We start from the raw sequence: 25,162 nt of genomic DNA on the forward strand, positions 1-25,162 counted from the left end.
TCATTTCAAGGGAGAATATGCATCTTTGGTAAAGAAAGGAATAGAGAAATCATGAATATATGTAAAGTGCATCACGTTGCAATTATTTGTTCGAATTATGAAGTGTCAAAGGATTTTTATACTATAATATTAGGTTTTAAAGTGATAAATGAAGTATATAGAAAGGAACGCGATTCTTATAAGTTGGATTTATGTGTAGGAGAAGAGTATCAAATAGAATTATTTTCATTTCCAAGTCCGCCTGAGCGCCCAAGTTTTCCAGAAGCAACTGGTCTTAGACATTTAGCATTTGCAGTTATAAATATAGAAGAAGCTGTGACGCATTTAAATCAATGTGGTGTTGAGACGGAATCGATACGTATTGATGAAATAACGGGGAAGAAATTCGTCTTTTTCCAAGATCCTGACGGTTTACCTTTAGAATTATATGAGGTTTGAAAATTGGTGAATTTTATATAGGGTTGCTTTCTAATAATTGAAGAAACTAAAGTGAAACTTCTTTTTAAAAGGAGGTGTAACTTTAGCTAAGAAAGCTAAAGGGCATATGTGGATATTTTAAAATTATTGATGGTAGCCATTCTTATTGCATTAACAGCTTTTTTTGTGGCTGTTGAGTTTGCAATTATTAAGGTGCGTAGCAGTCGCATTGATCAACTCGTTACTGAAAAACGACGAGGTGCATTGGCTGCTAAAAAAGTAACTGCAAATTTAGATGAGTATTTATCAGCATGTCAGTTAGGTATTACGATTACTGCGTTAGGGCTCGGGTGGTTAGGAGAGCCAACTATAAAACATTTACTCGAGCCATTGTTCTTAAAGTTACAATTATCTCCTGCCATTGCTAGTACAATTTCATTTATTATTGCCTTTGCAGTGATTACATTTTTACATGTTGTTATTGGGGAACTTGCCCCAAAAACATTAGCTATACAAAGGTCAGAGCAAGTTAGCTTATTATTATCAAAGCCACTTATTTATTTTTACCGAGTTATGTATCCGTTTATTTGGGCTTTAAATGGTTCAGCAAGGCTTGTAACAGGTTTATTTGGATTACATCCAGCTTCTGAACATGAAGTAGCTCATTCAGAAGAAGAATTAAGGTTAATCTTATCGGAGAGCTATGAGAGCGGAGAGATTAATCAAAGGGAATTTAAATACGTAAATAATATTTTTGAATTCGATAATAGAGTAGCAAAGGAAATTATGGTACCTCGTACGGAAGTTGTAGGATTATATGAGGACGAGCCGTTTGAAACACATATTACAGTAATTGCGCAAGAAAAATATACGAGATATCCTGTATTTGGTGAAGATAAAGATGAGATTATCGGAATGGTTAATGTAAAAGATTTATTTATTCGTTATATGGATGGTAATCGAGAGGAAGAGTGCTCGATTACACCATATACAAGGCCAGTTATTGAAGTATTAGAAAATATCCCAATTCATGATTTGCTATTACAAATGCAAAGAAGGCGAATTCCGTTAGCTGTATTATATGATGAATATGGTGGTACAGCAGGCATTGTCACGCTAGAAGATATTTTAGAAGAAATTGTTGGAGAAATTCGAGATGAATACGATGAAGATGAACACCCGCCTATCGAACACATAAGCGAAGGATGTAAAATTGTAGAGGGAAAAGTGCTTATTAGTGAAGTAAATGATTTATTTGGCATACATTTGGTTGCTGATGATGTAGATACAATTGGTGGTTGGATCATGGTACAAAAACAAGTCGTTGCTGAAGGGGATGTTATTGAGAAACATGGTTTTTATTTTAAAGTCCTTGAAAAGGATATGCATCAAATTAAACGAGTTGAGATAAAGAAAGTAGAAGAATGATTTTCTATAAACTTTAATAAAAAGGATATATAGAAAATTAAATGTTTGCGCTTTCAAAAAAGGTGCTATATAGTGAAGGTGGATACTGAAAAATTCTTCTGAATAATACTCGTATTTTGAGATGGCGGATTTTTTAGATAAGGATTTAGAATGAAAAAGTATAGGTGATGCAAATGATAGCAACGAAGGATATACGTATAGAAAAAGATTTTTTAGGTGAAAAGGAAGTACCAAGTGTAGCTTATTATGGTGTACAAACATTACGTGCCGTAGAAAACTTTCCAATTACAGGATATCGCATTCATCCGTCACTCATTACGGCAATGGCAATTGTGAAAAAGGCGGCGGCACTTGCGAATATGGATACCGGTTATTTAGCTAAAGATATTGGGCAAGAAATTGCGGAAGCAGCACAAGAAATTGTTGATGGAAAGTTCCATGATCAATTTATTGTGGATCCAATTCAAGGCGGTGCTGGAACTTCCATTAATATGAATACAAATGAAGTAATTGCGAATAGAGCATTAGAACGTATGGGATACGAAAAAGGTGAGTATGCGAAAATTAGCCCAAACACGCATGTGAACATGGCTCAGTCAACAAATGATGCGTTTCCAACGGGAATTCATATTGCAACTCTTATGATGTTAGAAGAGCTTCTTATTACAATGGAAGAACTTCATGCTGCTTTCCGTACAAAGGCAAAAGAGTTCGATCACGTCATTAAAATGGGACGTACACATTTACAAGATGCAGTGCCAATTCGCCTTGGACAAGAATTTGAAGCGTATAGCCGCGTGCTTGCGCGTGATATAAAAAGAATTAAACAGTCTCGTCAACATTTATATGAAGTGAATATGGGGGCGACAGCTGTTGGTACGGGATTAAATGCAAATCCTACGTACATTGAACATGTGGTAAAACATTTACGAACATTTAGCGGATTCCCACTTGTCGGCGCAGAGCATTTAGTTGATGCAACGCAAAACACAGACGCATACACAGAAGTATCTGCAGCATTAAAAGTATGTATGATGAATATGTCTAAAATTGCAAACGATCTTCGTATTATGGCGTCTGGGCCACGTGTCGGATTAGCAGAGATTCAATTGCCTGCACGCCAACCAGGTTCATCTATTATGCCAGGTAAAGTAAATCCAGTTATGGCAGAAGTAATTAATCAAGTTGCTTTCCAAGTAATTGGTAATGATCATACAATTTGCTTGGCTTCAGAAGCAGGACAATTAGAATTAAACGTAATGGAGCCTGTGCTTGTATTTAATTTAATTCAATCTATTAGTATTATGAATAACGGATTCCGTGTATTCCGAGAATACTGTATTAAAGGAATTACAGCAAATGAAGAATTGCTGAAGCAATATGTTGAGAAAAGTGTTGGAATTATTACAGCAGTTAACCCTCACATTGGTTATGAAGCAGCATCTCGCATTGCTCGCGAAGCGATTGAAACAGGGAAATCTGTTAGGGAGTTATGCTTAGAACATGGTGTACTGACAGAAGAAGAATTGGATATTATTTTAGATCCATTCGAAATGACGCATCCTGAAATTGCTGGTGCTTCTTTATTAAAGAATAAGAAGATGTAATGTGAAAAAACACCGATCTATTTGGATCGGTGTTTTATTTTTAAAAGATATTAAATACAGCATTTAATTGAAGTAAGCTAATAATAGCTAAGAAGATTAAACTATATTTCATCACTGTTTTAAATAGAGCAGATTCTTTACCAACTAGTCCAACTGCCGCACAAGCAACTGCTATGGATTGTGGTGAAACCATTTTTGCTATTGTGCCACCAACTACGTTTAATGAAACGAGAGTAGATGGGACGATGTTTAATTGATCGGCAGTTACTGCTTGAAGTGGTGCGAATAGTGAACCACTAGATACTACTGAACCAGTAATGAATACGCCAATCCATCCTAAGATTGGAGAAAGAATAGGGAATACATTTCCAGTAGAAGAGAATGCAAGTCCAAGTGTAGATGACATACCAGAGTAGTTCTCTACGTAAGCTAAAGCGATAACGCTACAAATTGTATATACTGGAACCTTTAATTCTTTTATTGTTTCAATCATTAATTCTTTAATCATTTTGCCGTTTACACGGTAGACGATAAGTGAAACGATAATTGCTAATACAATCGCAGTAGTTGTAGAAGAGAATACATCTAGTTTGAAAATCGCTGCGAAAGGTATATCAGCTTTTGTGATTGGTGCAGTTTTTATAACTTGATTATGAAGACCAGGGAATTGAATGTTAAATACTAAGTTTGCTAATGGACCATCCGGAGCAAATAAAGCTTTAATTGGTTTTAAATTAAAGATTGTTACAAATGCAGTTAAGAATACGAATGGAGACCAAGCATATAAAATTTGATTGAATGTATGAGATTCTTTTTCTTCTTGTTTTTCTTCTTTAGCAGAAGATTTTGGTTGCCAAACACGTAAGAATAATGCAAGAGCGACCATACTTATGACTGCTGCGAAAATATTAGTAAGTTCAGCGCCTAAGAAGTAAGTTACAACGAACTGAGTAATTGCGAAAGAAACACCACTTACAAGAATACCTTGCCAAGTTTCTTTAATGCCTTTAAATCCATCTACCATTGAAACAAGTAAGAACGGTAAAACAATGCTAATGAATGGCAAAATGTAAACTGCTTGACGACCCACAGTTAATGCATCTATTCCAGTTAATTGTGCAGGTACTGTAACTGGAATACCCATAGCCCCCATAGCACCACCAGCGATATTAGCTACTAAGCAAATGCCCGCTGCTTTTAATGGATTAAAGCCCATACCTACAAGTAATGCAGCTGTAATAGCAACCGGAACACCGAAACCAGCTGCGCCTTCTAAGAAAGCGCCGAAAGAATAAGCGATTAATAATACTTGTAAACGTTGATCATTTGTAATACTTGAAATGCTATCACGAATGACATTGAATTGTTCTGTTTTAACAGTTAATTTGTAAAGGAAGATAGCTGCGATAACGATAGTACAAATTGGATAAAATCCAGATAAAACACCAAATCCGGCAGATGCTACTGCTGCAGTTGTAGGCATTTTATAAACAAATATAGCAAGAATAATAGCAACAATTACACTGTAAAGCCCAGCCATGTAACCTTTCATTTTGAATCCCACTAAACAAATAATGAAGCAAAAAATTGGAAGTGCTGCGATTAGTGCAGATAACCAAATGTTGTTTAATGGGTCATAAATTTGTGTCCAAGTACTCATAATAATGACAACTCCTATCTATTATATGTGAAGAAATTCACATTGTTTGTGAAATAATTCACAATCAACTTACATGCTTAGTATATTCTCCTTCAACACTATTGTCAACGTAAAAAAGTATAATTATTCCATAATAGTGTTAAAAGAAAGCTTTGTTCATAAAGTAGACAAAAAGCGCACTTAAATGTATTTGAGTGCGCTTTTTAAAGTGAAACTTTATTCAGTGAGTATTTTGTTCATATGTCATTGTCCCAATAGGTGTATAGTAGATGCCGTCTTTTGTATCGAATATAAAGTTTGATATATTGCACTTATCTGTCCTGTTTGATCTAGTTGGGGAAGGAGTGGTTTATTTCATTATGAGGTTTTGAATAACATTCCAGCCAAATGTAATATGAATAAAAAATAAGAAGCAAATTCTTAATACTAGAGCATCTCTTTTTACTGAAAATTCCTTTTAGTGTAACAAAGAGGTTAAGTATACTCCAACTACTTTACGGAAGTTTATCAATTATAGACGGTATTTTACAATATCATTACTTTGCGTTTCAATGAGGTGAAAATATAACAAAAAGCCTGATAAAACAACGTTTGCAAGCAAAGTATTTGTAGCCCTTTGTTTTGCTTTTTCGTTATATCATATAGTATAATATTCAAAATCAGTAAGGATTTTTTCCTGAATTCTATGCTGATAAAGGTGGAAAAAATTTTCAGCGTTATAGGTTGATAAAGTTATGTCGTAACAGGAAATATAAGAACAGATATATAAATAAATAAAAAGAAAATAAAAACGAAAATGAGGGGAACTTTATGAGCCAAAATCAATTCGAATGTCGTATTTCAGAAGAAGATGTACAAATGTTAAGAGCGTTAGCGCATCCGTTGCGTCTACGCCTAGTAATGGAACTAATGCAACGTGGAACGTGTAATGTAACACAACTACAGGAAGTATTAGAAATTCCGCAATCAACGGTTTCACAACATTTAACGAAGTTAAAGCAAAATAAGGTAGTGCGCTTTGAGAGACGAGGATTAGAAGTGTATTATCAAATCCATAATGATAAAGTAAGTGCAGTAGTAAAAACATTATTTTCTTAAAATTTGAATATTATGGAAAAAGACGTGTGGAATATACGTCTTTTTTTATTTGTCAGAAAGGTAGCGAGAGAGTAAATATTAACAAGTGAGGAAGAAATGACTATCAATCAACATGCTGCCTTACGGAATATATTCTAAAAGGAAAAGAAAAAATAGAAAGGAGTGTAGTAAGCAAAAGGAGGGATAGTAGTATGGATGTGCAACGTGTGAAACAAATCTTATCTTCTTCAAGTAAAATTGACGTTACATATGAGGGCGTACCAGTATGGATTGAGAGCTGTGATGAGCAGAAGGGGAGTGCCCAAGTGTATGACGTATCTAATCCTGGTGAGAGCGTTCATGTGGACGTGACGGCTTTAGAGGAGAAATAATAAAAAAGACGCTTCTAATTTTAGAAGCGTCTTTTTGTTATTCCATCATATGTGCAATTTTCTTAGAGAACATAAGAAGTACTAATCCTAGTACGATTACGATAACACCGATGCTTGCAAATACTTCTAAATATCCTAAAGATTGAGTGAAAGCAGCTAATTGTCCTGCTAATAAGTTTGCAAAGCCAGTACCAGCTAACCATACACCCATTAATAATGATGCTAATTTAACAGGAGCGATTGCACTTACCATAGATAATCCAATTGGTGATAAGAATAGTTCACCGATTGTGTGGAACATGTAAGTGAATACAATGAATAGTAAGTTTGCTTTCATTGTAATGTTACCTTCATCGCTACCAGTTTTTAGAACAGCTAAAGTTAAAACTAAGTACCCGACTCCTAGTAAAATCATACCAAAAGCCATTTTTGTAGGGATTTTTAAATCACCATTTTTTGTTTTTGAAAGTTTAATCCATAATGCAGAAACTGGTAATGCTAATAAGATAATGAATAATGGGTTTACAGATTGGAACCAAGGTGTTGGAATTGTAAATCCACCAATTGTACGATCTACGAACTTATCTGTGTAAAGTGTTAAAGAACTACCAGCTTGTTCAAATCCTGCCCAGAAGAATACAACGAAACAAGTTAAAATTAAAATTGCAACAGTACGTTTTTTCTCTTGTGGTGTTAAAGGTTTTTTCTCAACAGCTTTTGCATTGTGTTCTTTAGATTTTTTCCCCACAACTGTTGTTCCAGCTGATCCTAAGTAACGAGGTGCTAATAAGTTAAATGCAATCTGCCCAATAATCATACCGATACAAGCTGTTAAGAAACCGTATCTGTAATCTGCGAAGTAACCGCAAATGAATGGAGCGATAAGAGCTCCTAAGTTGATTCCCATGTAGAAGATAGTGAAGGCACTATCACGACGAGAATCGTTGTCGCTATATAATTGACCTAATAAAGTCGAAATATTTGGTTTGAAGAATCCGTTACCGATAACTAATAATCCTAATCCTAAAAATAGTCCAGTTTTCGTATTCATTGAAAATAGTACGAAGTTACCAATCGCCATAATGATACCGCCAATAGTAATGGCGTGTCGTTTCGTAATGAAATGGTCAGTTAACCAGCCACCAATAATAGGTGTGAAATATACAAGCATTGTGAAAATACCGTAAATTTGAACTGCAACTGCTTTATCAAAGCCTAAACCGCCGCTTACTAAGCTCGTTGTTAAATAAAGAACTAATAAGCCACGCATTCCGTAATAACTAAATCTTTCCCATGCTTCTGTAAAGAACAACAAGTATAACCCTGGTGGATGTTTTTTTGGTGATTGTTGCTCTCCAGCTTTGTCTAATTTTAAAGCTGCATCCATTTTTGTTTCCCCCTAATCCTGTATAACGGATATTTATGTAATCATTTTAATTTACAAAATATTTAGAAGTCAATAGAATTATATGGAAATAGAAAGAAAATTTCTGAAAAAGTTCTATTTTCTTCAACCGTTATTGTATTTTGCCCTGAAAACTCGATAATAAGCGTTTTCAAATGTAGTAATTGAATTCTAAACGAATTTAAAATAGTGATTAATCAGAAAATTTAGATTAAAATATTTATTCTGATATAGAGAAAATATATTCTATTTACTTTTATAATATAACATATTGGGAATAAAAATACAAAATGAAATAATGTGACACTTCAGTGAAATGAAAAAACCAGCTCCATAAAAGAGGGGAGCTGGTTAGAATAAATTTATTTAACGAAGCGTTTTTCAATGTCGTCTAGTAGCAAGTTAGCAGCCATTACACCGCCAGCTGTATTCCAAATAACATCGTCAACTTTGTATGCTTTTCCGTTCTTTACTGCATTTAAGTTTTTAAATAGAGGATCGTTTATATATTCTTTTTCTAGTTCAGAACCTTTTTTCTCATTGCCTTTATCGAATGTGAAGTAGAATAATACATCGCCATCCATTGCCGAAATACGTTCTTTAGATACGTTACGCTCTGCAAAATCATCTTTATTTTGATCACCAGGACGTTTAAATCCAAGTTCTTTTAAAATAACACCAGAGAATGTATCACCGTGATAAATACGAACATCACCAGGCATAAAGCGTACCATAGAAATTTCTTGATTTACTTTATCACCAAGTTTGCCTTTTAAATCTTTCATACGTGTTTCGTAATCAGCTAAAACCTTTTGGCCTTCTTTTTCTTTATTTAATGCTTTTGCATAAAATTTGAAGTTATCTTTCCATTCACCACGTAATGTTTCTGAGAACACAGTAGGTGCAATTGCTTTTAGTTGTTCGTACACTTTTTCGTGGCGCATTTTGTTACCAATAATTAAGTCTGGTTTTAAAGAAGCAATTGTTTCAACGTTAACTTGTCCTTCATCACCAACAACTTTTACATCTTTCATTTTATCCTTAATATGTGGATACCATGGGTCACCAGTCCAAGACTTTACAGCACCAACTGGTTTCACACCTAATTCAAGTAAAGCTTCAGTTCCTTCATTTGTTAAGATAACTACACGTTTTGGATTAGCGGGAACTTCTGTTTTACCCATTGCATGTTCTACAGTAACCACTTCTTTTTTATTATCTTCTTTTGTAGATTCTTCTTTGTTATTTGATTTTCCACAAGCACTTAAAAGCATTGAAAATGCTAGTAAAAATACAAATAATGTAAACGATTTCTTCCGCATGAAATTCATTATGTACCCCCTACATGTTGAGAATATTTTTCAATAGCAAGCATGATATTAAGCCTTTATCTTTTGATTGTCAATACATATGGATGAAAATAATTCTCATTTCCGTTGACAATGAGAATTAAGTTGAAATACACTAACAACGTATCATTATACATTGAAGGGGAAACGCTGCATGTTATTAAAAACAAATCGAGCAAAATGGATTGGATTATTTGTTGGAATCATTGCAGTCGTTATTTGTATTTGGGGAAGTATTATTTTTGGATATACAAATACGAGTTGGAAACTAGCATTGGATGCTTTTTTCCATTTTAATGGTTCCAATGAACATATTATTATTCAAAATGTACGTCTGCCTAGGGCGTTAATTGCAGCTAGTGTTGGTGCTAGTTTAGCCATTGCAGGCTGTCTTATGCAAACTTTAACTAAGAATCCACTTGCTTCACCAGATTTTATTGGATTAAATTCAGGCGCTGCGTTCTTCATAGTTGTAGCAATTGTTATCTTTTCTGTGACGTCATTATCGGCTTTTACGTGGATTGCCTTTTTAGGAGCGGCAATTGCAGCTGTACTTGTATTTGCTTCTAGTTCTTTAGGAAAAGAAGGGACGACTCCTCTTAAGTTAACATTAGCAGGTGTCGCGATAAGTGCTTTATTTTCATCATTAACACAAGGGTTGCTTGTTTTAAATGAAAAGGCAATGGAAGAAGTATTGTTTTGGCTTGCCGGATCTGTACAAGGAAGAAAAATAGAAATTTTACTATCTGTATTCCCGTATTTATTAGTAGGATGGATTGCATCTCTTATGATGGCAGGAAAAGTAAATACATTGATGATGGGAGAAGATGTTGCAAAAGGTCTCGGACAACGAACAATTTTAATGAAATCATTCGTACTACTCATTATTGTATTGTTGTCGGGTGGTTCAGTTGCGGTTGCTGGCCCAATAGGATTTATAGGAATTGTAACTCCGCATTTTGCCAGATTTCTTGTTGGAGTTGACCACAGATGGAGAGTGCCATATAGCGGATTGTTAGGTGCAATACTATTAATCTTAGCGGATATAGCCGCAAGATATGTCATTATGCCACAAGAAGTACCAGTAGGGGTTATGACAGCATTTATCGGGGCCCCATTCTTTATTTATATTGCACGTAAGAGAGGGCTTAGCAAATGAAGAAGTATATCCCGTTTCGTATAGGAAAAGATGGATTCTCGTTTTTAATGTATAAACGAGCTAGTCTCGTCTTGGTGAGTTTATTAGTAATTTTAATAGGATTATTTTTTGCAAGTGCAGGTATGGGAGATATGAAGGTTGCTCCTTATGACGTATGGCAAGCGATTACTGGAAATGGCGATGCGATGTCAAATATGGTTGTAAATAAGTTTCGTATGCCGCGTATTTTAATTGCGATCCTTGTAGGAATTGCACTTGCTGTAGCAGGTTGTATTTTACAAGGGCTCGTTAGAAATCCGCTTGCTTCCCCTGATATCATTGGAATTACAGGTGGTGCAAGCGTAGCAGTTGTACTCTTTTTAGCTATATTTAGTGATAAAAACAATGCGCTAACAGTAAGCATTCATTATATGCCGCTCGCAGCTTTTGCTGGAGCGACGATTGTAGCGCTTTTTGTATATTTATTTGCATGGAAAAATGATGGCTTATCACCGATTAGTCTTGTTTTAATTGGTGTTGGATTTTGGGCGTTAACGAAAGCGGCAACAACGTTATTTATGTTATTAGCACCAATTTATCAAGCGAGCCAAGCAAATGTATGGATTACAGGTACTGTTTACGGCTCTTCATGGCAAAATGTGATGGTACTTGCGCCTTGGGTTCTCATTTTAACGGTAATATCCTTTATCGCTGCTAGACATTTAAATGCACAAGAGCTAGGGGATGATATAGCGGTAGGACTTGGTGTTCCTTTAACGAAGTCGCGTGTATTTATGTTATTACTTAGTACAGCTTTAATTGGTGGGGCGGTTGCCTTTGCCGGAGGGATTGGGTTTGTTGGTTTAATGGCACCTCATATTTCGCGAAGATTAGTTGGTTCTTTATACGGTGCATTACTCCCAGTTGCAGCTATTGTCGGTGCAATTTTAGTACTCGCTGCGGATTTAATTGGGCGCACAATTTTCACACCACTTGAAATTCCAGCAGGGGTATTTACATCAGCAATTGGTGCACCTTATTTTATTTATTTACTTTATAAAAGTCGGAATTCATAAAGGGAGATGAATATGCAAAAAGCATTGGAGACAAAACGTTTGACGCTGTCCTATGGTGAAACAATTATTATCGATGAGTTGGATTTAGAAATTCCAAAAGGTGAAATTACAATCTTCATCGGTTCTAACGGTTGTGGAAAATCAACTTTATTACGTTCACTAGCTAGATTATTAAAGCCAACAAATGGTGATATTTTGTTAGATAATCAAGCGTTACAAAGTATGCAAACGAAGCAAATTGCTCGTCAAATGGCAATCTTACCGCAAGGACCCCAAGCACCAGAAGGGCTTACAGTATTGCAACTTGTAAAGCAAGGACGTTATCCATATCAAACTTGGTTAAAGCAATGGTCAGAAAAAGACGAGGAAATGGTACAGAAGGCACTTGCAGCAACAGGTATGACAGAATTTGCTGAGCGAGATGTGCATGCTCTTTCAGGTGGGCAACGTCAACGTGCTTGGATTGCAATGACGCTTGCACAAGATACAGACATTATTTTACTGGATGAGCCAACTACATATTTAGATATGACTCACCAAATTGAAGTGCTAGATTTATTATTCGAATTAAATGAAACAGAGCAACGAACAATTGTTATGGTATTACACGATTTGAATTTGGCATGCCGTTATGCAGACAACATTGTAGCTATTCAAGATAAACGAATATATGCACAAGGTAAACCAGAAGAAGTTATTGACCAGAAGTTAGTTCGGGATGTATTCCGTATGGAGTGTCAAATCAGTACGGATCCGTTGTTTGGAACACCACTATGTATCCCGCACGGAAGAGGAAGACGATTAGTTAAAGAAGTTGCTCAAGCAATGAGATAACGAAAAAAGACGATGGGGATTCATCGTCTTTTTATTTTTTGCAAGAAAATAATAGAAAGAGGGGAATTCGTAAACGTCGTTCATATTCCTCTTCACTTTGAAAATAGGTTTGATTTGGTGTAGCTTCTTTTAGATTTATAATGGTAAATCCGGCTTGCTGTAATAATGTGAAATACTCTTCCGTTGTACGATGATATTTAATAACTTCTTGGTCAATCCATGGTTCAACCCGTTTGCCTAGTTTAAAATAATCATCGACGAACCAGCTCGTTCTTTTACCACTCGTTTGCAAGCTTTCAAATGAAGAGGTAATAACAGGATGTTGAACGCTAAAGATGAAGGTTCCATTTGTTTTTAAAGTTTTGTACACATTTTGAAAAATGATATGAAGATGTTCAATATAATGTAAAGCGAGTCTAGATGTGACTAAATCAAAAGTGGATGGGGAGTATGTATAATCTTTGAGGTTTATCAAATGAACAGATCCATTTTTATTTTCTAGTTGTTTTTTAGCTTTTTCATACATAAGCTGAGAGCCTTCAATGCCAGTGTAAGAGTGGCATCCGTTTTCTAATAATTCCTCGCCAAACTTAGCATCGCCACAACCTAAATCGAGAATTTGTTTTCCTTTTACATCACCAATGAGTTGAAAGAATGCTGGCTTTTCAATGGATTCATTGGGGCTATTTTCGCGGTATCTTCGTTTCATATATTGCTCAAAAAACGCTTCGTTATTATATACATCAGATTCTGTAAATGCCATGTTTGAAGCCTCCCTAAATATTTTTTTAATTCTATCAAATATGGAATGTAAATGATAGATTTCTTGTAATGAATCATATATAATTAAAATTTGTAAGCGGTTTCTTTAAACTATTTTTCTATAATAAATTCTGAAAACGTGTTAAGCTAGTAGAGGGATTATTAGAACTATTAAGACAATAATCCGCTTACATGAACGATGGGAGGCTTCACGATGTCTAGTAAAACACTTGCGAAATTTTTAGAAGAAAATTTAGAGGATTTAAAATCAAAGGGGCTTTATAACGTAATTGATCCGCTTGAAAGTCCAAATGGACCGATTATTACAATTGGCGGCAAAGAATATATTAACTTATCTTCAAACAACTATCTTGGATTAGCGACTGATAATCGCTTACAAGAAGCAGCGATTGGTGCAATTCATAAGTACGGTGTTGGAGCAGGAGCTGTTCGTACAATTAACGGTACTTTAGATTTGCATATTAAATTAGAAGAAACAATTGCAAAGTTTAAACATACAGAAGCAGCAATTGCTTATCAATCAGGATTTAATTGTAATATGGCAGCGATTTCAGCTGTTATGGATAAAAATGATGCGATTCTTTCAGATGAATTAAATCATGCATCTATTATTGATGGTAGTCGTCTATCAAGAGCGAAAATCATCGTTTATAAACATTCTGATATGGAAGATTTACGCCAAAAAGCAATCGCGGCGAAAGAATCAGGTCTTTACAATAAATTAATGGTTATTACAGACGGTGTTTTCTCAATGGATGGAGATATTGCAAAATTACCAGAAATTGTTGAGATTGCAGAAGAGCTAGATTTAATGACATATGTAGATGATGCACATGGTTCAGGGGTACTTGGAAAAGGTGCAGGTACTGTGAAGCACTTCGGTCTTTCTGATAGAGTTGATTTCCAAATTGGTACATTATCAAAAGCAATTGGGGTAATTGGTGGATATGTAGCAGGGAAACAAAACTTAATTGATTGGTTAAAAGTTCGTTCACGTCCATTCTTATTCTCTACAGCATTAACACCAGCTGATGCAGCAGCTTGCATGAGATCAATTGAAATCTTAATGGAAAGCACAGAGTTACACGATCGTTTATGGGAAAATGGTCGCTATTTAAAACAAGGGTTAAAAGAACTTGGCTTTAACATCGGAGAAAGTGAAACGCCAATTACACCTTGTATTATTGGTGATGAAGTATTAACACAAGAATTTAGTAGACGTCTAAATGAAGAAGGCGTATACGCAAAATCTATCGTGTTCCCAACTGTAGCTAAAGGAACAGGACGCGTTCGTAATATGCCTACAGCAGCTCATACGAAGGAAATGCTAGATGAAGCAATTCTTAAATATGAAAAAGTAGGGAAAGAAATGGGCATCATTTAAGTAACGACATCTTTTGAATAGCTTGCAAATGAGGAGTGGGGAAAATGAAAAAAATTCTAGTAACCGGTTCTTTAGGGCAAATTGGTTCTGAACTAGTAATGAAACTTCGTGATGTATACGGCGCATCAAACGTTATTGCAACAGATATTCGTGAAACAGATAGTGAAGTAGTAACGTCTGGTCCATTTGAAACGTTAGATGTAACAGATGGGCAAAAACTACATGATATTGCAAAGCGTAATGAAGTAGATACAATTATTCATTTAGCAGCTTTACTTTCAGCAACAGCAGAAAAAAATCCGTTATTTGCTTGGAATTTAAATATGGGTGGACTTGTAAATGCATTAGAAGCAGCTCGTGAATTAAACTGTAAGTTTTTCACGCCAAGTTCTATCGGTGCATTCGGTCCATCAACGCCGAAAGATAATACGCCACAAGATACAATTCAGCGTCCTACTACGATGTATGGGGTAAACAAAGTAGCAGGAGAACTACTATGTGATTATTATCATCAAAAGTTTGGCGTTGATACGCGCGGTGTACGTTTCCCAGGCTTAATTTCTTACGTAGCTCCTCCAGGAGGCGGAACAACTGACTATGCAGTTGAAATTTATTATGAGGCGATTAAAAAAGGTGCATACACCTCATACATTGCTGAAGGAACGTACATGGATATGATGTATATGCCAGATGCTTTACAAGCGATCATTTCATTAATGGAAGCTGATTCAAGTAAGCTAGTGCATAGAAATGCGTTCAACATTACAGCAATGAGCTTCGAGCCAGAGCAAATTGCAGCATCAATTCGTAAACACATTCCGACGTTTACAATGGATTACGCAGTAGATCCAGCTCGTCAAACAATCGCTGATAGCTGGCCAAACTCTATTGATGCAACAGCAGCAATGAAAGAGTGGGGCTTTAAAGCAGAATACGATTTAGACAAAATGACAACGGACATGTTGGCTAAGTTAAAAAAAAAGCTCACAGCTGAGTTAGTGATGAATTAATAGGAAGGGTCGATTCTTAGGAATCGGCTCTTCATTCTTTTTGAGAGGGGGAAAATAACATGCAAAGAGTTGATGTCGTATATGCACTAATACATGACGAAGAAACAGATAAAATATTAATGGTACATAATGTAGAACAAAACGTTTGGTCATTGCCAGGCGGGGCTGTTGAAAAGGGTGAAACGTTAGAGGAAGCTCTAGTAAGGGAAGTAAAAGAAGAGACAGGTTTAACTGCTATGGCAGGTGGACTTGTTGCAATCAATGAAAAATTCTTTGAAGAATCCGGGAATCATGCACTACTTTTTACATTTCGAGCGAAAGTACTAACGGGCGAGCTACATGCAGAAGATGAGGGAGAAATTTCTGCGATAGAGTGGGTGGAGCGAACAATCGCAAATGAACGATTCCCATTCTACGATGGAGGATTCGAGTCATTGTTAGAAGTAGCCATTCCATACAAGTTTCAACTAGAAACAAAGTAATTGAACGAAAAAAAGGAGCCAAAAGGCTCCTTTTTTCTATTCAATCGTCTTCAGTAATAGCTTTTTCAGTAGTGGTTTAATCTTCAATCTTAAATCTTCAGCATGATTTGCAACTAAGAAGTGATGATTATAAATGTTTTTCATTAATTGATAAGTCGCTTCTTTCGCTTCGCCTTCTTCGATGAAGATACCGATTACTTCCATACCACTTTTACGAGCGAGTTTCACAGCTTCATGCGTATCTAAAATTCCGTCTTGTTGATAGTCTAGGGCAGAAGGTTCACCGTCTGTGAAGACTAATAGAAATTTATGTTTTTCTGGTCTTTTCGCAAGCTTTTCAGAAACGATACGAATAATATATCCGTCGCGGTTATCTTCTTCTTCACGAAGTTGCATAATTTCTGGACCAACGTTTGGTAACGTTGAGTTTTTGTAATTTACAACCTCATGGATAACGTTCGGTTTATCTTCAGGTTTAGCACTAGAAGCATCTTCCCAAAATCCGCTAATAGCGTGCGGGATCTTTAAAGATTTCAACGCTTCATGGAATAAGACAACACTCTTCTTCGTTTCTTCCATTTTGTTATACATAGAACCAGAACAATCCACTAATAGTTGGAATGCAACGTCGAGCTCTTGCGATTCTTGTCCTTTTTTATAAAACATGCGCGGCTGCTTTTCAGTATAAATACGAAGGAATTTCTTCCGAAGTCTTCCGTAGTATTTATCACTATTTGCATTCGTTTTATTTTCAATCGTTTTTTCGATAATTTTCTTTAATTCTTTTACATCTTTATTAACGACTGATTTGATAGCTTGGTAATCTTTTTTCTCGTCAGGATTTGATTTGCGAGCTTCTTTAAATGTATGAGAGGCACCTACATTATACTTACCATATGCACCCTCGCTTTGGCTAGAAGCGTGTGAAGCTCTTGCTTCTTCTGTATCAGCACCATCAAAGTTGGATTGTGTACTTTTTTGAGAAGTACCTTGTACAGAACCAAGTGCTTGATCGCCATCTTCTGATTCACGAGCAGTATCACCCATCATGTTTGTTTTTGTTCCGCTTTCTAATTCAAAGCGTAAAAAGTTCTCGTTTTCGTTATTTTTATTTTCACGATGCCATGTGGAGAAGCTTTCATCCATTTTGTTTTTATTGTCATCGTCATCTATGAGCTGCGTATCATCATTTGCTAAATCTTCAACGCGGCAGTTCTTTTCATCTGCAATGACAGATAAATAAAGCGGAGCATGTCCGAAATAATTGTTAAGCATATCATTTTCAAGAAGCTCCTCTAAGCGGTAGCGAATTTTCTCAACGATATACATAATATCTTCGGTATTATGGGCTTGGAATGTCTCATGCAAAATTACTTCAATTTGCTCGAAATATTCATTAGTAAACATTTCATATTTATCGCTCGTTAATGAAAGGTAACATAGACAAAATAGACGATCACCGTGATAGTTACGAACGCGGTTTATTTCATTTTGTGAGCCGAAGTAATTGCGGTACATTTCTTTTCGGCGTTTAAAAATATGTTTCGTGCCAGGTCGTAAGTTTTTTACGATTTCCTCGACACGTAAATCTTCTAATAGAACAAATAATTGTGTTAAGAACTTCTTTAGGGGCGATTCTTGTAATTCAATCGCGTAAGAACGAATTAAAGCCATGTCCGAGTAATGTTTATTACCAAGTGCTTTTAAGAACACTTCGCTTTTTAATCCGATTACTGTATCTTCTTCTTTTCGATCATCCCAAAAGTGACTAATGACAACCTTTTTTTCAATTTCGTCGTAGTATGCTTTATAGCCATATTCAAGATAGGCATCGTCTTCTTTTAGAAGGGCATACATTAAGTTTTCCATTTGTAGAAACAGCGACGCATCAATTTTTTTGTCACTAAAAATTTGTCTCATGAATTATCCCTCAAAGAAATAACTTTCTGCTAATTCACGGACAGTCATTTGTTCTGTTTCATCATTTAATTTCGCAATAATGCTTCGCTCAATAGCGCGCATAACAGGAATATATACACCTAAATCGCATGCGTCGATAATACCACGAATACTTGCTGCTTCTTCACTTACACGCCCATCACGAGCTAAAGGCATAAGGTCGCTTGCAAATGCAACGAACTTTTCAATTGTTGCAACATCATTTAATTTTGATTCAGATAGTAATAGTTCTTTTAATGTGTCACCTTGAATATAAGGAACTTCAATAATAACAAAACGGTTTTTTAATGCTTCGTTTAGTTCACTTGTCCCAACGTAACCTTCGTTAATCGCAGCAATTACGCGATATTCGTCATCACCGTATACAACTTCTTGTGTAAATGGGTTTGTAATCATTTTACGGTAATCTAGTGCACCGTGAAGAAGTGGTAACGTTTCAGGTTTTGCCATATTGATTTCATCAATATATAGGAAGTGACCGTTCTTCATTGCTTTCATAAGAGGACCGTTAACGAACGTAACTTCAGATGCTCCGTCTTTCGTTTGTAATGTGTTGTATCCTAAAATACCTTCCACATCTAAATCGACAGAACAGTTAATGCTATGCATTGGTTTTTGGAATAAAGAAGAAAGAGTTTCCGCTAGTACCGTTTTACCACTACCAGTTGGTCCTTTTAATAGAATATTTTTGCCAAGAAGAAGTGCCGTAATAGCATCTTCGATAATGCTGTTATCAGATGCTTTATATATTTTAGTACCGATTAAATGAGCATTTTCACCAGCTTCTTGTTTATTCTTTTCATGAATTGTAGAAAGCTGCTGTTTTAAATCAGAATGTATATGAAATTGTTCTAACATGTATTTCCCACCTAACATTATTTTCATAAAGTAATACATCTTATGATAACTTGTTTTAATATGGTATGCAAAGAAAAGGAGAAGGGGGAAATATAAAAGAAAAAGCAATCAATATCACATTGATTGCTTATAGTAAAGGAGAAATCAGTCGCATAAAGGACTCTAATATTCTTTTTTTGATACTTCTTTTTTGGAATGAGTTCCATTTAATTTCAGTAGAGTGTTTAAAGTCTTCTTCAAAATCGCGTTTAATATCATGAACGGTTTCTGATTCATAGAGTACGCTAATAATTTCATAATTTAATTCAAAGCTACGTACATCCATATTTGCTGTTCCGATTGTTGCAATTTTATCGTCAACGAGTACAATCTTTGCGTGCATAAATCCATCTTTATAACTGTAAATAGAAGCACCGGCTTTTAAAAGTGGAGTGAAATAGGATTGAGATGCTTGATCGCTAATAATACTATCACTCTTACCAGGATATAAAATGCGTACATCTATGCCAGATATTGCACTTAAGCGTAATAATGTTAAAGTTTCTTGATCCGGAATAAAGTATGGTGTAGCGATCCAAATAGATTTTTTGGCTGAGCCCATAACAGCTAGTAATGTATTACGAATACTTTTATCATCTGAGCTTGGTCCACTTGCTACGATTTGCACCGCACCTGTTGCATCCAGAATTTCTTTTCCTGGGAAGTATTGTCTATTCATAAATTGATCCCAAGAATAAGTATTCAATCCACTAGACGCATAAAGCCAATCTTCTAGAAAGATGGCTTGTAATTTATACAATGCTTTTCCTTCTATTTTTAAATGACTATCACGCCAAACAGGGAATTTTTTTGAGCGACCAAGATATTCATCACCTACGTTAAGCCCTCCGGTAAAACCAATTTCTCCATCTACAATGACGATTTTACGATGATTACGATAATTAACTGTCTCCAGTAACCAAGCTGAAAAAATAGGGTCAAATTCGACAATTTCAATTCCAGCTTTTTTCATAGGTTGTAAAAATCGTCGTCTTAACGTATTACTTCCGAGTCCATCATAAAGGAAGCGTACAATAACACCCTCGTTTGCCTTTTGTATTAAAGCATCTCGTACTTTTGTACCAATCTCATCAGATTTATAAATATAGTATTGAATATGTATGTGATGTTTTGCATTCTCGATTGCTTGCAAAATTTCTGAAAAGGTTTGATCGCCGTTTGTTAAAAGTTTTGTCGTTGTTCTATCTGCGGCAGGCCCGCCTCCAAATTTTTGTACGACTTCTGTTAAATGTATGGAACGTTCATGTAATGGGACTGTGAGTGATAATTCTAGTCGTCTTCCTTCTAATATTTCGCGGAATAATTTTCTTTGTTCTTCTGAACGATGGAGATGTTTTTTTCTTCTCCAACGGCTACGCCCGAAAATAGAGTATAAAAGTACACCTACAACGGGAAGAAGTGCTAATACTAAAAACCAAGCTAAAGTACTTTGGGGAGATCTATTTTCTATAAAAATAACGAATGAAATTCCTACGATTGTGATGGACCATAGAGCACCGACAAACGTATATAACGAAATAACCGATGTATTTAATAGGAAAAGAACGATAGATACGATTGTAAATATTAATAATAATTGAACGATAGGTTTCTTCATTTCTATATAATTCCTCTAATCTTTCTTAAATATAGACTTCTTAAATAGAAGATATAATCTGACATCCTTATTATAAAGTGTTTTGTTTTTTTTACAAAATATAGACATTTGTCCTATACTTTCCGCATTTGTCCTACATACAGTATATTGTTACGTTGTTATCCCGTTATTTGCTGGGTAGTAAAAATCCCATCTCAAAATTCGATGAGTGCAAGGAAGTTAGGCGGGAAATGATTGTCCATAAATGCCCGATTGATTTGGGCTAATAATCAGTGGGGGAGGGACAAAGCCCGCGCCGATTAAAATTTCACTTTATATAGCAAAAGGGATGAATAAAATGTATGGTCGTCCAATTGGAGGATTTGGTTATCCATATTACTCGAATTATGCTTATTATCCAGATTACCAACAAGATCCGTATTATTCATACAATATTAAAGTGAGGAAATTGAAAGGGAGAGGTGAATAATGAATTATATAGAAAATAACGGAGTGTATTATCGCAATCATAATGGAGGACACCATCATAATGGAGGACACCATCATAATGGAGGACATAATCATCATGGAGGACACAACCATTATGATCATCACCATCATCATCACGGTGGTGGATGGGGCTGGGGTGGAGGCGGCTCATGGGGAGGCGGAGTTTTCCCAGGAAGTTTTGCGGGAGGTATGTTAGGTGGGCTTACAGCAGGTGCATTAACGGGTGCAGCAAGTGGAGGTTATTATCCAGCACCGTACCCAGTAACATATCCAGCACCATATCCAGTTCCATACCCAGGTTATCAGCAAATACCATATCAGTATTAAACAAAAAGAGGTTATCCTCTTTTTGTTTAATACTATATTTATTTATGAAATACTTCCAAAATAAAGGTAAAAATATGTTAATATTTTATTATTGTAATTCAAAAACATATATACCAATTTAAACTTTTATATTATTATTCGTGAATAGTTATATAGTATGTTCTAATGTCTATTTTGCTATTAAAAAGCATAGAGGTTAGACGCGAGTGGAATGAGTAGGAACAAGGGTTGCATAGAGCAAGTTAAAGGAATGCGGTATAATAAGGCAAGCTAATTAGGGAGATGAGAAGCTACTAATTATAATTGGAACGGTATTATATTGCTTTTTTTTACAAATAATATTATGTTATTTTAATCGGCATAATTCAAAATGTGATGTATGTAAAGGGTTATTATTAGAAAATGAAATATCTCTATTTCTATGAAAAGAAACAAGTTGTGTTTTAGTTAGATAGGAAGCAAGGAGAGATGCGCATGCTAGAACAAAGAGGTCATGCATTATATGACTCTTCATTGCGAGATTTAAAGTTAGCATTAGATGAGTCTTCAATTGTTGCAATTACAGACCGAAAAGGTCTTATTACATATGTAAATGATAAGTTTTGTGAAATCTCCAAATATAAAAGAGAAGAGTTAATAGGAAAAGATCATCGTATTTTAAATTCAGGATATCATCCGAAAACTTTTTTTCAAAACTTATGGAAGCGTATTTTGAATGGGAAAGTATGGAGAGGTGAAATCCAAAATCAAGCAAAAGATGGTACATATTATTGGGTTAAAACCACAATTGTTCCATTTTTAAACGAGAAAGGAGAGCCGTATCAATTTATCGCGATCCGAAATGACATTAGTAGTAGAAAAGAAGCAGAACAGAGATTACGATTGAGTGAAAGCCGTTATAGGGAACTTGCATATCATGATGCTTTAACGAGTTTACCGAACCGATTACAGCTAATAACGACTGTTAATGAACTGATTGCAGGGAAAAAGGAATTTGGCATAATATACTTTGACTTAGATCGTTTTAAATTAGTAAATGATACGTTAGGTCATATGATAGGAGATTTACTTTTAAGCGAAGTTGCTTCACGGTTGCATTATGTGTTAGGAGAGAAAGATGTTCTGGCTAGGCTAGGTGGCGACGAATTTGTGCTGTTAACAAATGAACATACACAAGATGAGATGCGGCAGTTAGCGACATCGGTATTGTCATGTTTTCAGGCACCATTTATGCTTGAAGGTCATGAAGTATACATTTCAGCTAGTCTAGGACTTTGTTCATATCCACAAGATGGACAAGACGTGGAAACACTATTGAAAAATTCGGATTTAGCTATGTATAGTGCGAAAGAACAGGGAAGAAATGCGGCGTGTTTCTTTACAGATGAGTTACGTGCAAAAATAAATCGTAGAATGAAAATCGAGTTTGCTTTGCAAAAGGCAATTCGTGATGAAGAATTAGATGTAGTATTACAACCTATCATTGATTTGAAAACGAAGAAATATACTGGCATTGAGGCTTTAGTGCGCTGTATGACAGAAGAAGGGCCTATTTCACCAAGCGAATTTATTCCAGTAGCTGAAGAATCTGGACTTATTATAAAATTAGGAGATTGGGTATTAGAAAAATCGTGTCGCCTGTTTAAAACATTACCGGATTACCAAGAAGGATTAAGGTTATCTGTGAATTTATCCATACAACAATTAATGCAGAAGCGTTTTATTTTGTCTGTACGTAGCATCTTAAGGAGAACTGGTTTTCCTCCGAATCGTTTAATTTTAGAAATAACGGAAAGTATTGCTGTTCGCCATTTTGATTATATTATCGCTACATTACAAGAATTAAGAAGTATGGGCGTATTAATTGCTTTAGACGATTTTGGAACTGGCTATTCCTCATTGTATTATTTAAAACAATTGCCACTTGATATCGTAAAAATTGATCGTAATTTTATTCGTGAATTTCATTATGATCATGCACAGCCAGAAAGAACGATTGTAAAATCTGTTATTGAAATTGCCCATAGTTTAAATTTAGCAGTAGTTGCTGAAGGGGTAGAAACGGTAGAACAAGAAAGTTTATTACAATCCATGGGCTGTGACTATGTACAAGGATTTTATTATGCAAAACCTTTATCCGTAGGAGAGTTAAAAGAAAAGTTAATTACGGATTTTTAATAGAAAAGAGAAGCTAAAAGCTTCTCTTTTTTTAATTCGTTTTTTGTGAGTTTTTCATTAATACGGGATAAAGAATAAGACCTAATATAAACAATCCAATTCCTAAGAAAAACGTTTTTAAATCAGCAGTTCCCGTTTTGATAACCCAAATAGAGTATACAAATGCTAATGTAGTAATAACCCCGTCTTTTATTCGAGATCCTGGCATTATATCATATGTTTCTCCTGTAATAACCAATTTAAATTGGTACAGAGTAGAAACAAGGTATGGAATTAAATAAGCTAATGTTGCTACAACGATAGCGAAATTATATGCTTCTGAAACAGTGCCAGAAATCGTTGAGAATAAGAAGATTTGTGTCATCACATTTGTAATAAATAATGATTTTGAAGGACTACCCTTTTTATTTGTTTTACTGAAAAACTTAGGGAAAAGTCCATTTTTGGCAGCCTGGTAAGGTACTTCTGAACTAACAACAATCCAGCCAACAGTAGATCCAAATAAAGATACAAGTGCTAGTAACGCCATTATATATGCGCCTTTATTGCCGATTGCTAAATTTAATGCGTCTACTAATGGTTTTTGAGACTCTTTTAAAGCTTCTTGCGAGAGAGCTCCCATTGTAAGTAAAGTAATTGACATGTAAATAATAAGAGCAATAATTAGGCCGAAAATTGTAGCTTTTTTTACATCACGCTGTGATTTTGCGCGGTTAGAAAGCATAACTGCTGATTCGATGCCGATAAACGCCCAAAGTGTTGCAATAGCAGCTGAATTGATTTGTCCACCTAACGAGATGGATTGTCCAGCTTCATTCATAAATGTTTGACCGTCTCCGAAATTAGAGGCGTTGAAAATGAATAATGTAATCACAATAAACATTGTAAATCCGATAATTTTTGCAATGGTAGCAAGAAGATTCATATTTCCAGCTCGATCAATATTTTGAGAAAGAATATATTGAATTCCCCATAACATAAGGCTACATACTAGAAAAGTTAACCCTTTTCCTAGTTCTAGTGAAAATCCATTTATTGAAAAGAGAATTTGCTTACTTTGTAAAACTGGAAAAAATGTTGATAAATATCCAGCAAAGGAAATAATAACAGATGCTGTTGCTGCCCAGTTCGCAGCCCAATATCCCCACGCCATACTATACCCTGCAACTTTACCTGCTTTTTTTGAAGGAAACATCGCTTGAGCGTAACTTTGTGGTCCTGCTTTTAATTCTGGTTTTCGAATTGCTAAATTTCCAAATACGAGTGCAATCATAAATACGCCAAGTCCTGTAATACTCCATGCGAGTGTAGAACCCATTGGACCTGATACTTGTGCTAAATTTGCTGGGAGCATAAATACGCCACCGCCAACCATATTCCCGATAACAAAAGCTGTTAAAACCCATAATCCCCATTTTTTCGTTTCCATTTTTGTTAACTCCTTTGTAGTAAGATTTGCTTAAACATCATTTTTTACTAGCTTTTTGGCAATAAAAAAAGAGCCATGTAGATAAAAAATACCTACATGGCTCTTCGCCAAAGCGTAGGTACAACGGGAATAACCCTTGTACCTACGCGTAAATTTTCCGCTAGGTTTCAAGGGTTACGTATGATGATGATGTTTTTGTGCAAATGTAACTACAATTGTTGTA

The 25,162-nt window shown here is 35.4% G+C and carries 22 protein-coding genes; 14 read left to right on the forward strand and 8 right to left on the reverse strand.

Going from position 1 to position 25,162, the window contains the following annotated elements; translation table 11 throughout:
* The first annotated feature begins 51 nt into the window (after window positions 1-51).
* From gloA2 to aspA, 3 genes are all read left to right on the forward strand, one after another.
* Window positions 52-438 (forward strand): SMU1112c/YaeR family gloxylase I-like metalloprotein, encoded by a 387-nt coding sequence (gene gloA2 / locus BTOYO_RS16510; protein ID WP_001017658.1) that lies wholly within the window; start codon window positions 52-54, stop codon window positions 436-438.
* A 108-nt stretch (window positions 439-546) separates the two neighbouring features.
* The gene (locus tag BTOYO_RS16515; RefSeq protein ID WP_000353290.1) at window positions 547-1,845 is read left to right on the forward strand and encodes a hemolysin family protein; all 1,299 of its coding nucleotides are present in this window, start codon (window positions 547-549) and stop codon (window positions 1,843-1,845) included.
* Between the two features lie 173 nt (window positions 1,846-2,018).
* On the forward strand, window positions 2,019-3,452 hold the full coding sequence (gene aspA / locus BTOYO_RS16520) for an aspartate ammonia-lyase (RefSeq protein ID WP_000562163.1): 1,434 nt from the start codon (window positions 2,019-2,021) through the stop codon (window positions 3,450-3,452).
* Window positions 3,453-3,492: 40 nt separating this feature from the next.
* Here the strand turns inward: aspA and BTOYO_RS16525 are convergent, their stop codons facing one another.
* Complete coding sequence (locus BTOYO_RS16525) at window positions 3,493-5,112, reverse strand: L-lactate permease (RefSeq protein ID WP_000109129.1); 1,620 nt, start codon at window positions 5,110-5,112, stop codon at window positions 3,493-3,495.
* Window positions 5,113-5,922: 810 nt separating this feature from the next.
* Here BTOYO_RS16525 and BTOYO_RS16530 point away from each other — a divergent pair.
* Window positions 5,923-6,210 carry an ArsR/SmtB family transcription factor gene (locus BTOYO_RS16530; protein ID WP_000081428.1) on the forward strand — a complete coding sequence of 96 codons (288 nt, stop codon included), beginning with the start codon at window positions 5,923-5,925 and terminating at the stop codon, window positions 6,208-6,210.
* Between the two features lie 191 nt (window positions 6,211-6,401).
* Complete coding sequence (locus BTOYO_RS16535) at window positions 6,402-6,581, forward strand: acid-soluble spore protein H (RefSeq protein WP_000383122.1); 180 nt, start codon at window positions 6,402-6,404, stop codon at window positions 6,579-6,581.
* A 37-nt stretch (window positions 6,582-6,618) separates the two neighbouring features.
* Here BTOYO_RS16535 and BTOYO_RS16540 read toward each other — a convergent pair whose 3' ends face one another.
* Complete coding sequence (locus BTOYO_RS16540; protein ID WP_000338301.1) at window positions 6,619-7,968, reverse strand: peptide MFS transporter; 1,350 nt, start codon at window positions 7,966-7,968, stop codon at window positions 6,619-6,621.
* 380 nt (window positions 7,969-8,348) lie between these two features.
* On the reverse strand, window positions 8,349-9,317 hold the full coding sequence (locus tag BTOYO_RS16545; RefSeq protein WP_001010250.1) for an ABC transporter substrate-binding protein: 969 nt from the start codon (window positions 9,315-9,317) through the stop codon (window positions 8,349-8,351).
* Between the two features lie 172 nt (window positions 9,318-9,489).
* Here BTOYO_RS16545 and BTOYO_RS16550 point away from each other — a divergent pair, with 172 nt between their 5' ends.
* The 3 genes from BTOYO_RS16550 to BTOYO_RS16560 are packed head-to-tail and all read left to right on the forward strand — an operon-like array spanning window position 9,490 to window position 12,383.
* Window positions 9,490-10,494: a FecCD family ABC transporter permease gene (locus BTOYO_RS16550; protein ID WP_000925227.1), complete on the forward strand. Its 1,005-nt coding sequence runs from the start codon at window positions 9,490-9,492 to the stop codon at window positions 10,492-10,494.
* The gene (locus BTOYO_RS16555) at window positions 10,491-11,549 is read left to right on the forward strand and encodes a FecCD family ABC transporter permease (RefSeq protein WP_000760042.1); all 1,059 of its coding nucleotides are present in this window, start codon (window positions 10,491-10,493) and stop codon (window positions 11,547-11,549) included. The genes BTOYO_RS16550 and BTOYO_RS16555 overlap by 4 nt, the downstream gene beginning before the upstream one ends.
* 12 nt (window positions 11,550-11,561) lie before the next feature.
* Window positions 11,562-12,383, forward strand: coding sequence for an ABC transporter ATP-binding protein (locus BTOYO_RS16560; protein WP_001167946.1), 822 nt, complete (start codon window positions 11,562-11,564; stop codon window positions 12,381-12,383).
* Between the two features lie 31 nt (window positions 12,384-12,414).
* Here the strand turns inward: BTOYO_RS16560 and BTOYO_RS16565 are convergent, their stop codons facing one another.
* Window positions 12,415-13,146 (reverse strand): class I SAM-dependent methyltransferase, encoded by a 732-nt coding sequence (locus tag BTOYO_RS16565; RefSeq protein WP_000885937.1) that lies wholly within the window; start codon window positions 13,144-13,146, stop codon window positions 12,415-12,417.
* 213 nt (window positions 13,147-13,359) lie between these two features.
* Here BTOYO_RS16565 and BTOYO_RS16570 point away from each other — a divergent pair, with 213 nt between their 5' ends.
* The 3 genes from BTOYO_RS16570 to BTOYO_RS16580 are packed head-to-tail and all read left to right on the forward strand — an operon-like array spanning window position 13,360 to window position 16,042.
* Window positions 13,360-14,550, forward strand: coding sequence for a glycine C-acetyltransferase (locus tag BTOYO_RS16570; RefSeq protein ID WP_000095899.1), 1,191 nt, complete (start codon window positions 13,360-13,362; stop codon window positions 14,548-14,550).
* A 44-nt stretch (window positions 14,551-14,594) separates the two neighbouring features.
* Window positions 14,595-15,560, forward strand: a complete 966-nt coding sequence (locus BTOYO_RS16575) for an L-threonine 3-dehydrogenase (RefSeq protein ID WP_000723133.1) — start codon at window positions 14,595-14,597, stop codon at window positions 15,558-15,560.
* 59 nt (window positions 15,561-15,619) lie between these two features.
* Window positions 15,620-16,042: an NUDIX hydrolase gene (locus tag BTOYO_RS16580; protein ID WP_001189950.1), complete on the forward strand. Its 423-nt coding sequence runs from the start codon at window positions 15,620-15,622 to the stop codon at window positions 16,040-16,042.
* A 36-nt stretch (window positions 16,043-16,078) separates the two neighbouring features.
* On the opposite strand, the gene BTOYO_RS16585 is transcribed toward BTOYO_RS16580, so the two are convergent.
* The 3 genes from BTOYO_RS16585 to BTOYO_RS16595 form a co-directional block, all read right to left on the reverse strand.
* Entirely contained in the window at window positions 16,079-17,962 is a 1,884-nt protein-coding gene (locus BTOYO_RS16585; RefSeq protein WP_001248838.1) for a vWA domain-containing protein, read from the reverse strand.
* Window positions 17,963-17,965: 3 nt separating this feature from the next.
* The gene (locus BTOYO_RS16590) at window positions 17,966-18,859 is read right to left on the reverse strand and encodes an ATP-binding protein (RefSeq protein ID WP_000892990.1); all 894 of its coding nucleotides are present in this window, start codon (window positions 18,857-18,859) and stop codon (window positions 17,966-17,968) included.
* A 127-nt stretch (window positions 18,860-18,986) separates the two neighbouring features.
* The gene (locus BTOYO_RS16595; protein ID WP_000743022.1) at window positions 18,987-20,516 is read right to left on the reverse strand and encodes a cardiolipin synthase; all 1,530 of its coding nucleotides are present in this window, start codon (window positions 20,514-20,516) and stop codon (window positions 18,987-18,989) included.
* A gap of 337 nt (window positions 20,517-20,853) precedes the next feature.
* On the opposite strand from BTOYO_RS16595, the gene BTOYO_RS28175 reads away from it, so the two are divergent.
* From BTOYO_RS28175 to BTOYO_RS16605, 3 genes are all read left to right on the forward strand, one after another.
* Window positions 20,854-20,985 carry a hypothetical protein gene (locus BTOYO_RS28175; RefSeq protein ID WP_000274356.1) on the forward strand — a complete coding sequence of 44 codons (132 nt, stop codon included), beginning with the start codon at window positions 20,854-20,856 and terminating at the stop codon, window positions 20,983-20,985.
* Entirely contained in the window at window positions 20,985-21,332 is a 348-nt protein-coding gene (locus BTOYO_RS16600) for a hypothetical protein (protein ID WP_001106415.1), read from the forward strand. The genes BTOYO_RS28175 and BTOYO_RS16600 overlap by 1 nt, the downstream gene beginning before the upstream one ends.
* 474 nt (window positions 21,333-21,806) lie before the next feature.
* Window positions 21,807-23,510 (forward strand): putative bifunctional diguanylate cyclase/phosphodiesterase, encoded by a 1,704-nt coding sequence (locus BTOYO_RS16605; protein ID WP_000893352.1) that lies wholly within the window; start codon window positions 21,807-21,809, stop codon window positions 23,508-23,510.
* A 31-nt stretch (window positions 23,511-23,541) separates the two neighbouring features.
* Here the strand turns inward: BTOYO_RS16605 and BTOYO_RS16610 are convergent, their stop codons facing one another.
* Window positions 23,542-24,939, reverse strand: a complete 1,398-nt coding sequence (locus tag BTOYO_RS16610) for an amino acid permease (RefSeq protein WP_000448439.1) — start codon at window positions 24,937-24,939, stop codon at window positions 23,542-23,544.
* Window positions 24,940-25,162: the final 223 nt, after the last annotated feature.

It is taken from the genome of Bacillus toyonensis BCT-7112, from assembly GCF_000496285.1.
GTDB classification, from domain to species: Bacteria; Bacillota; Bacilli; order Bacillales; family Bacillaceae_G; genus Bacillus_A; species Bacillus_A toyonensis.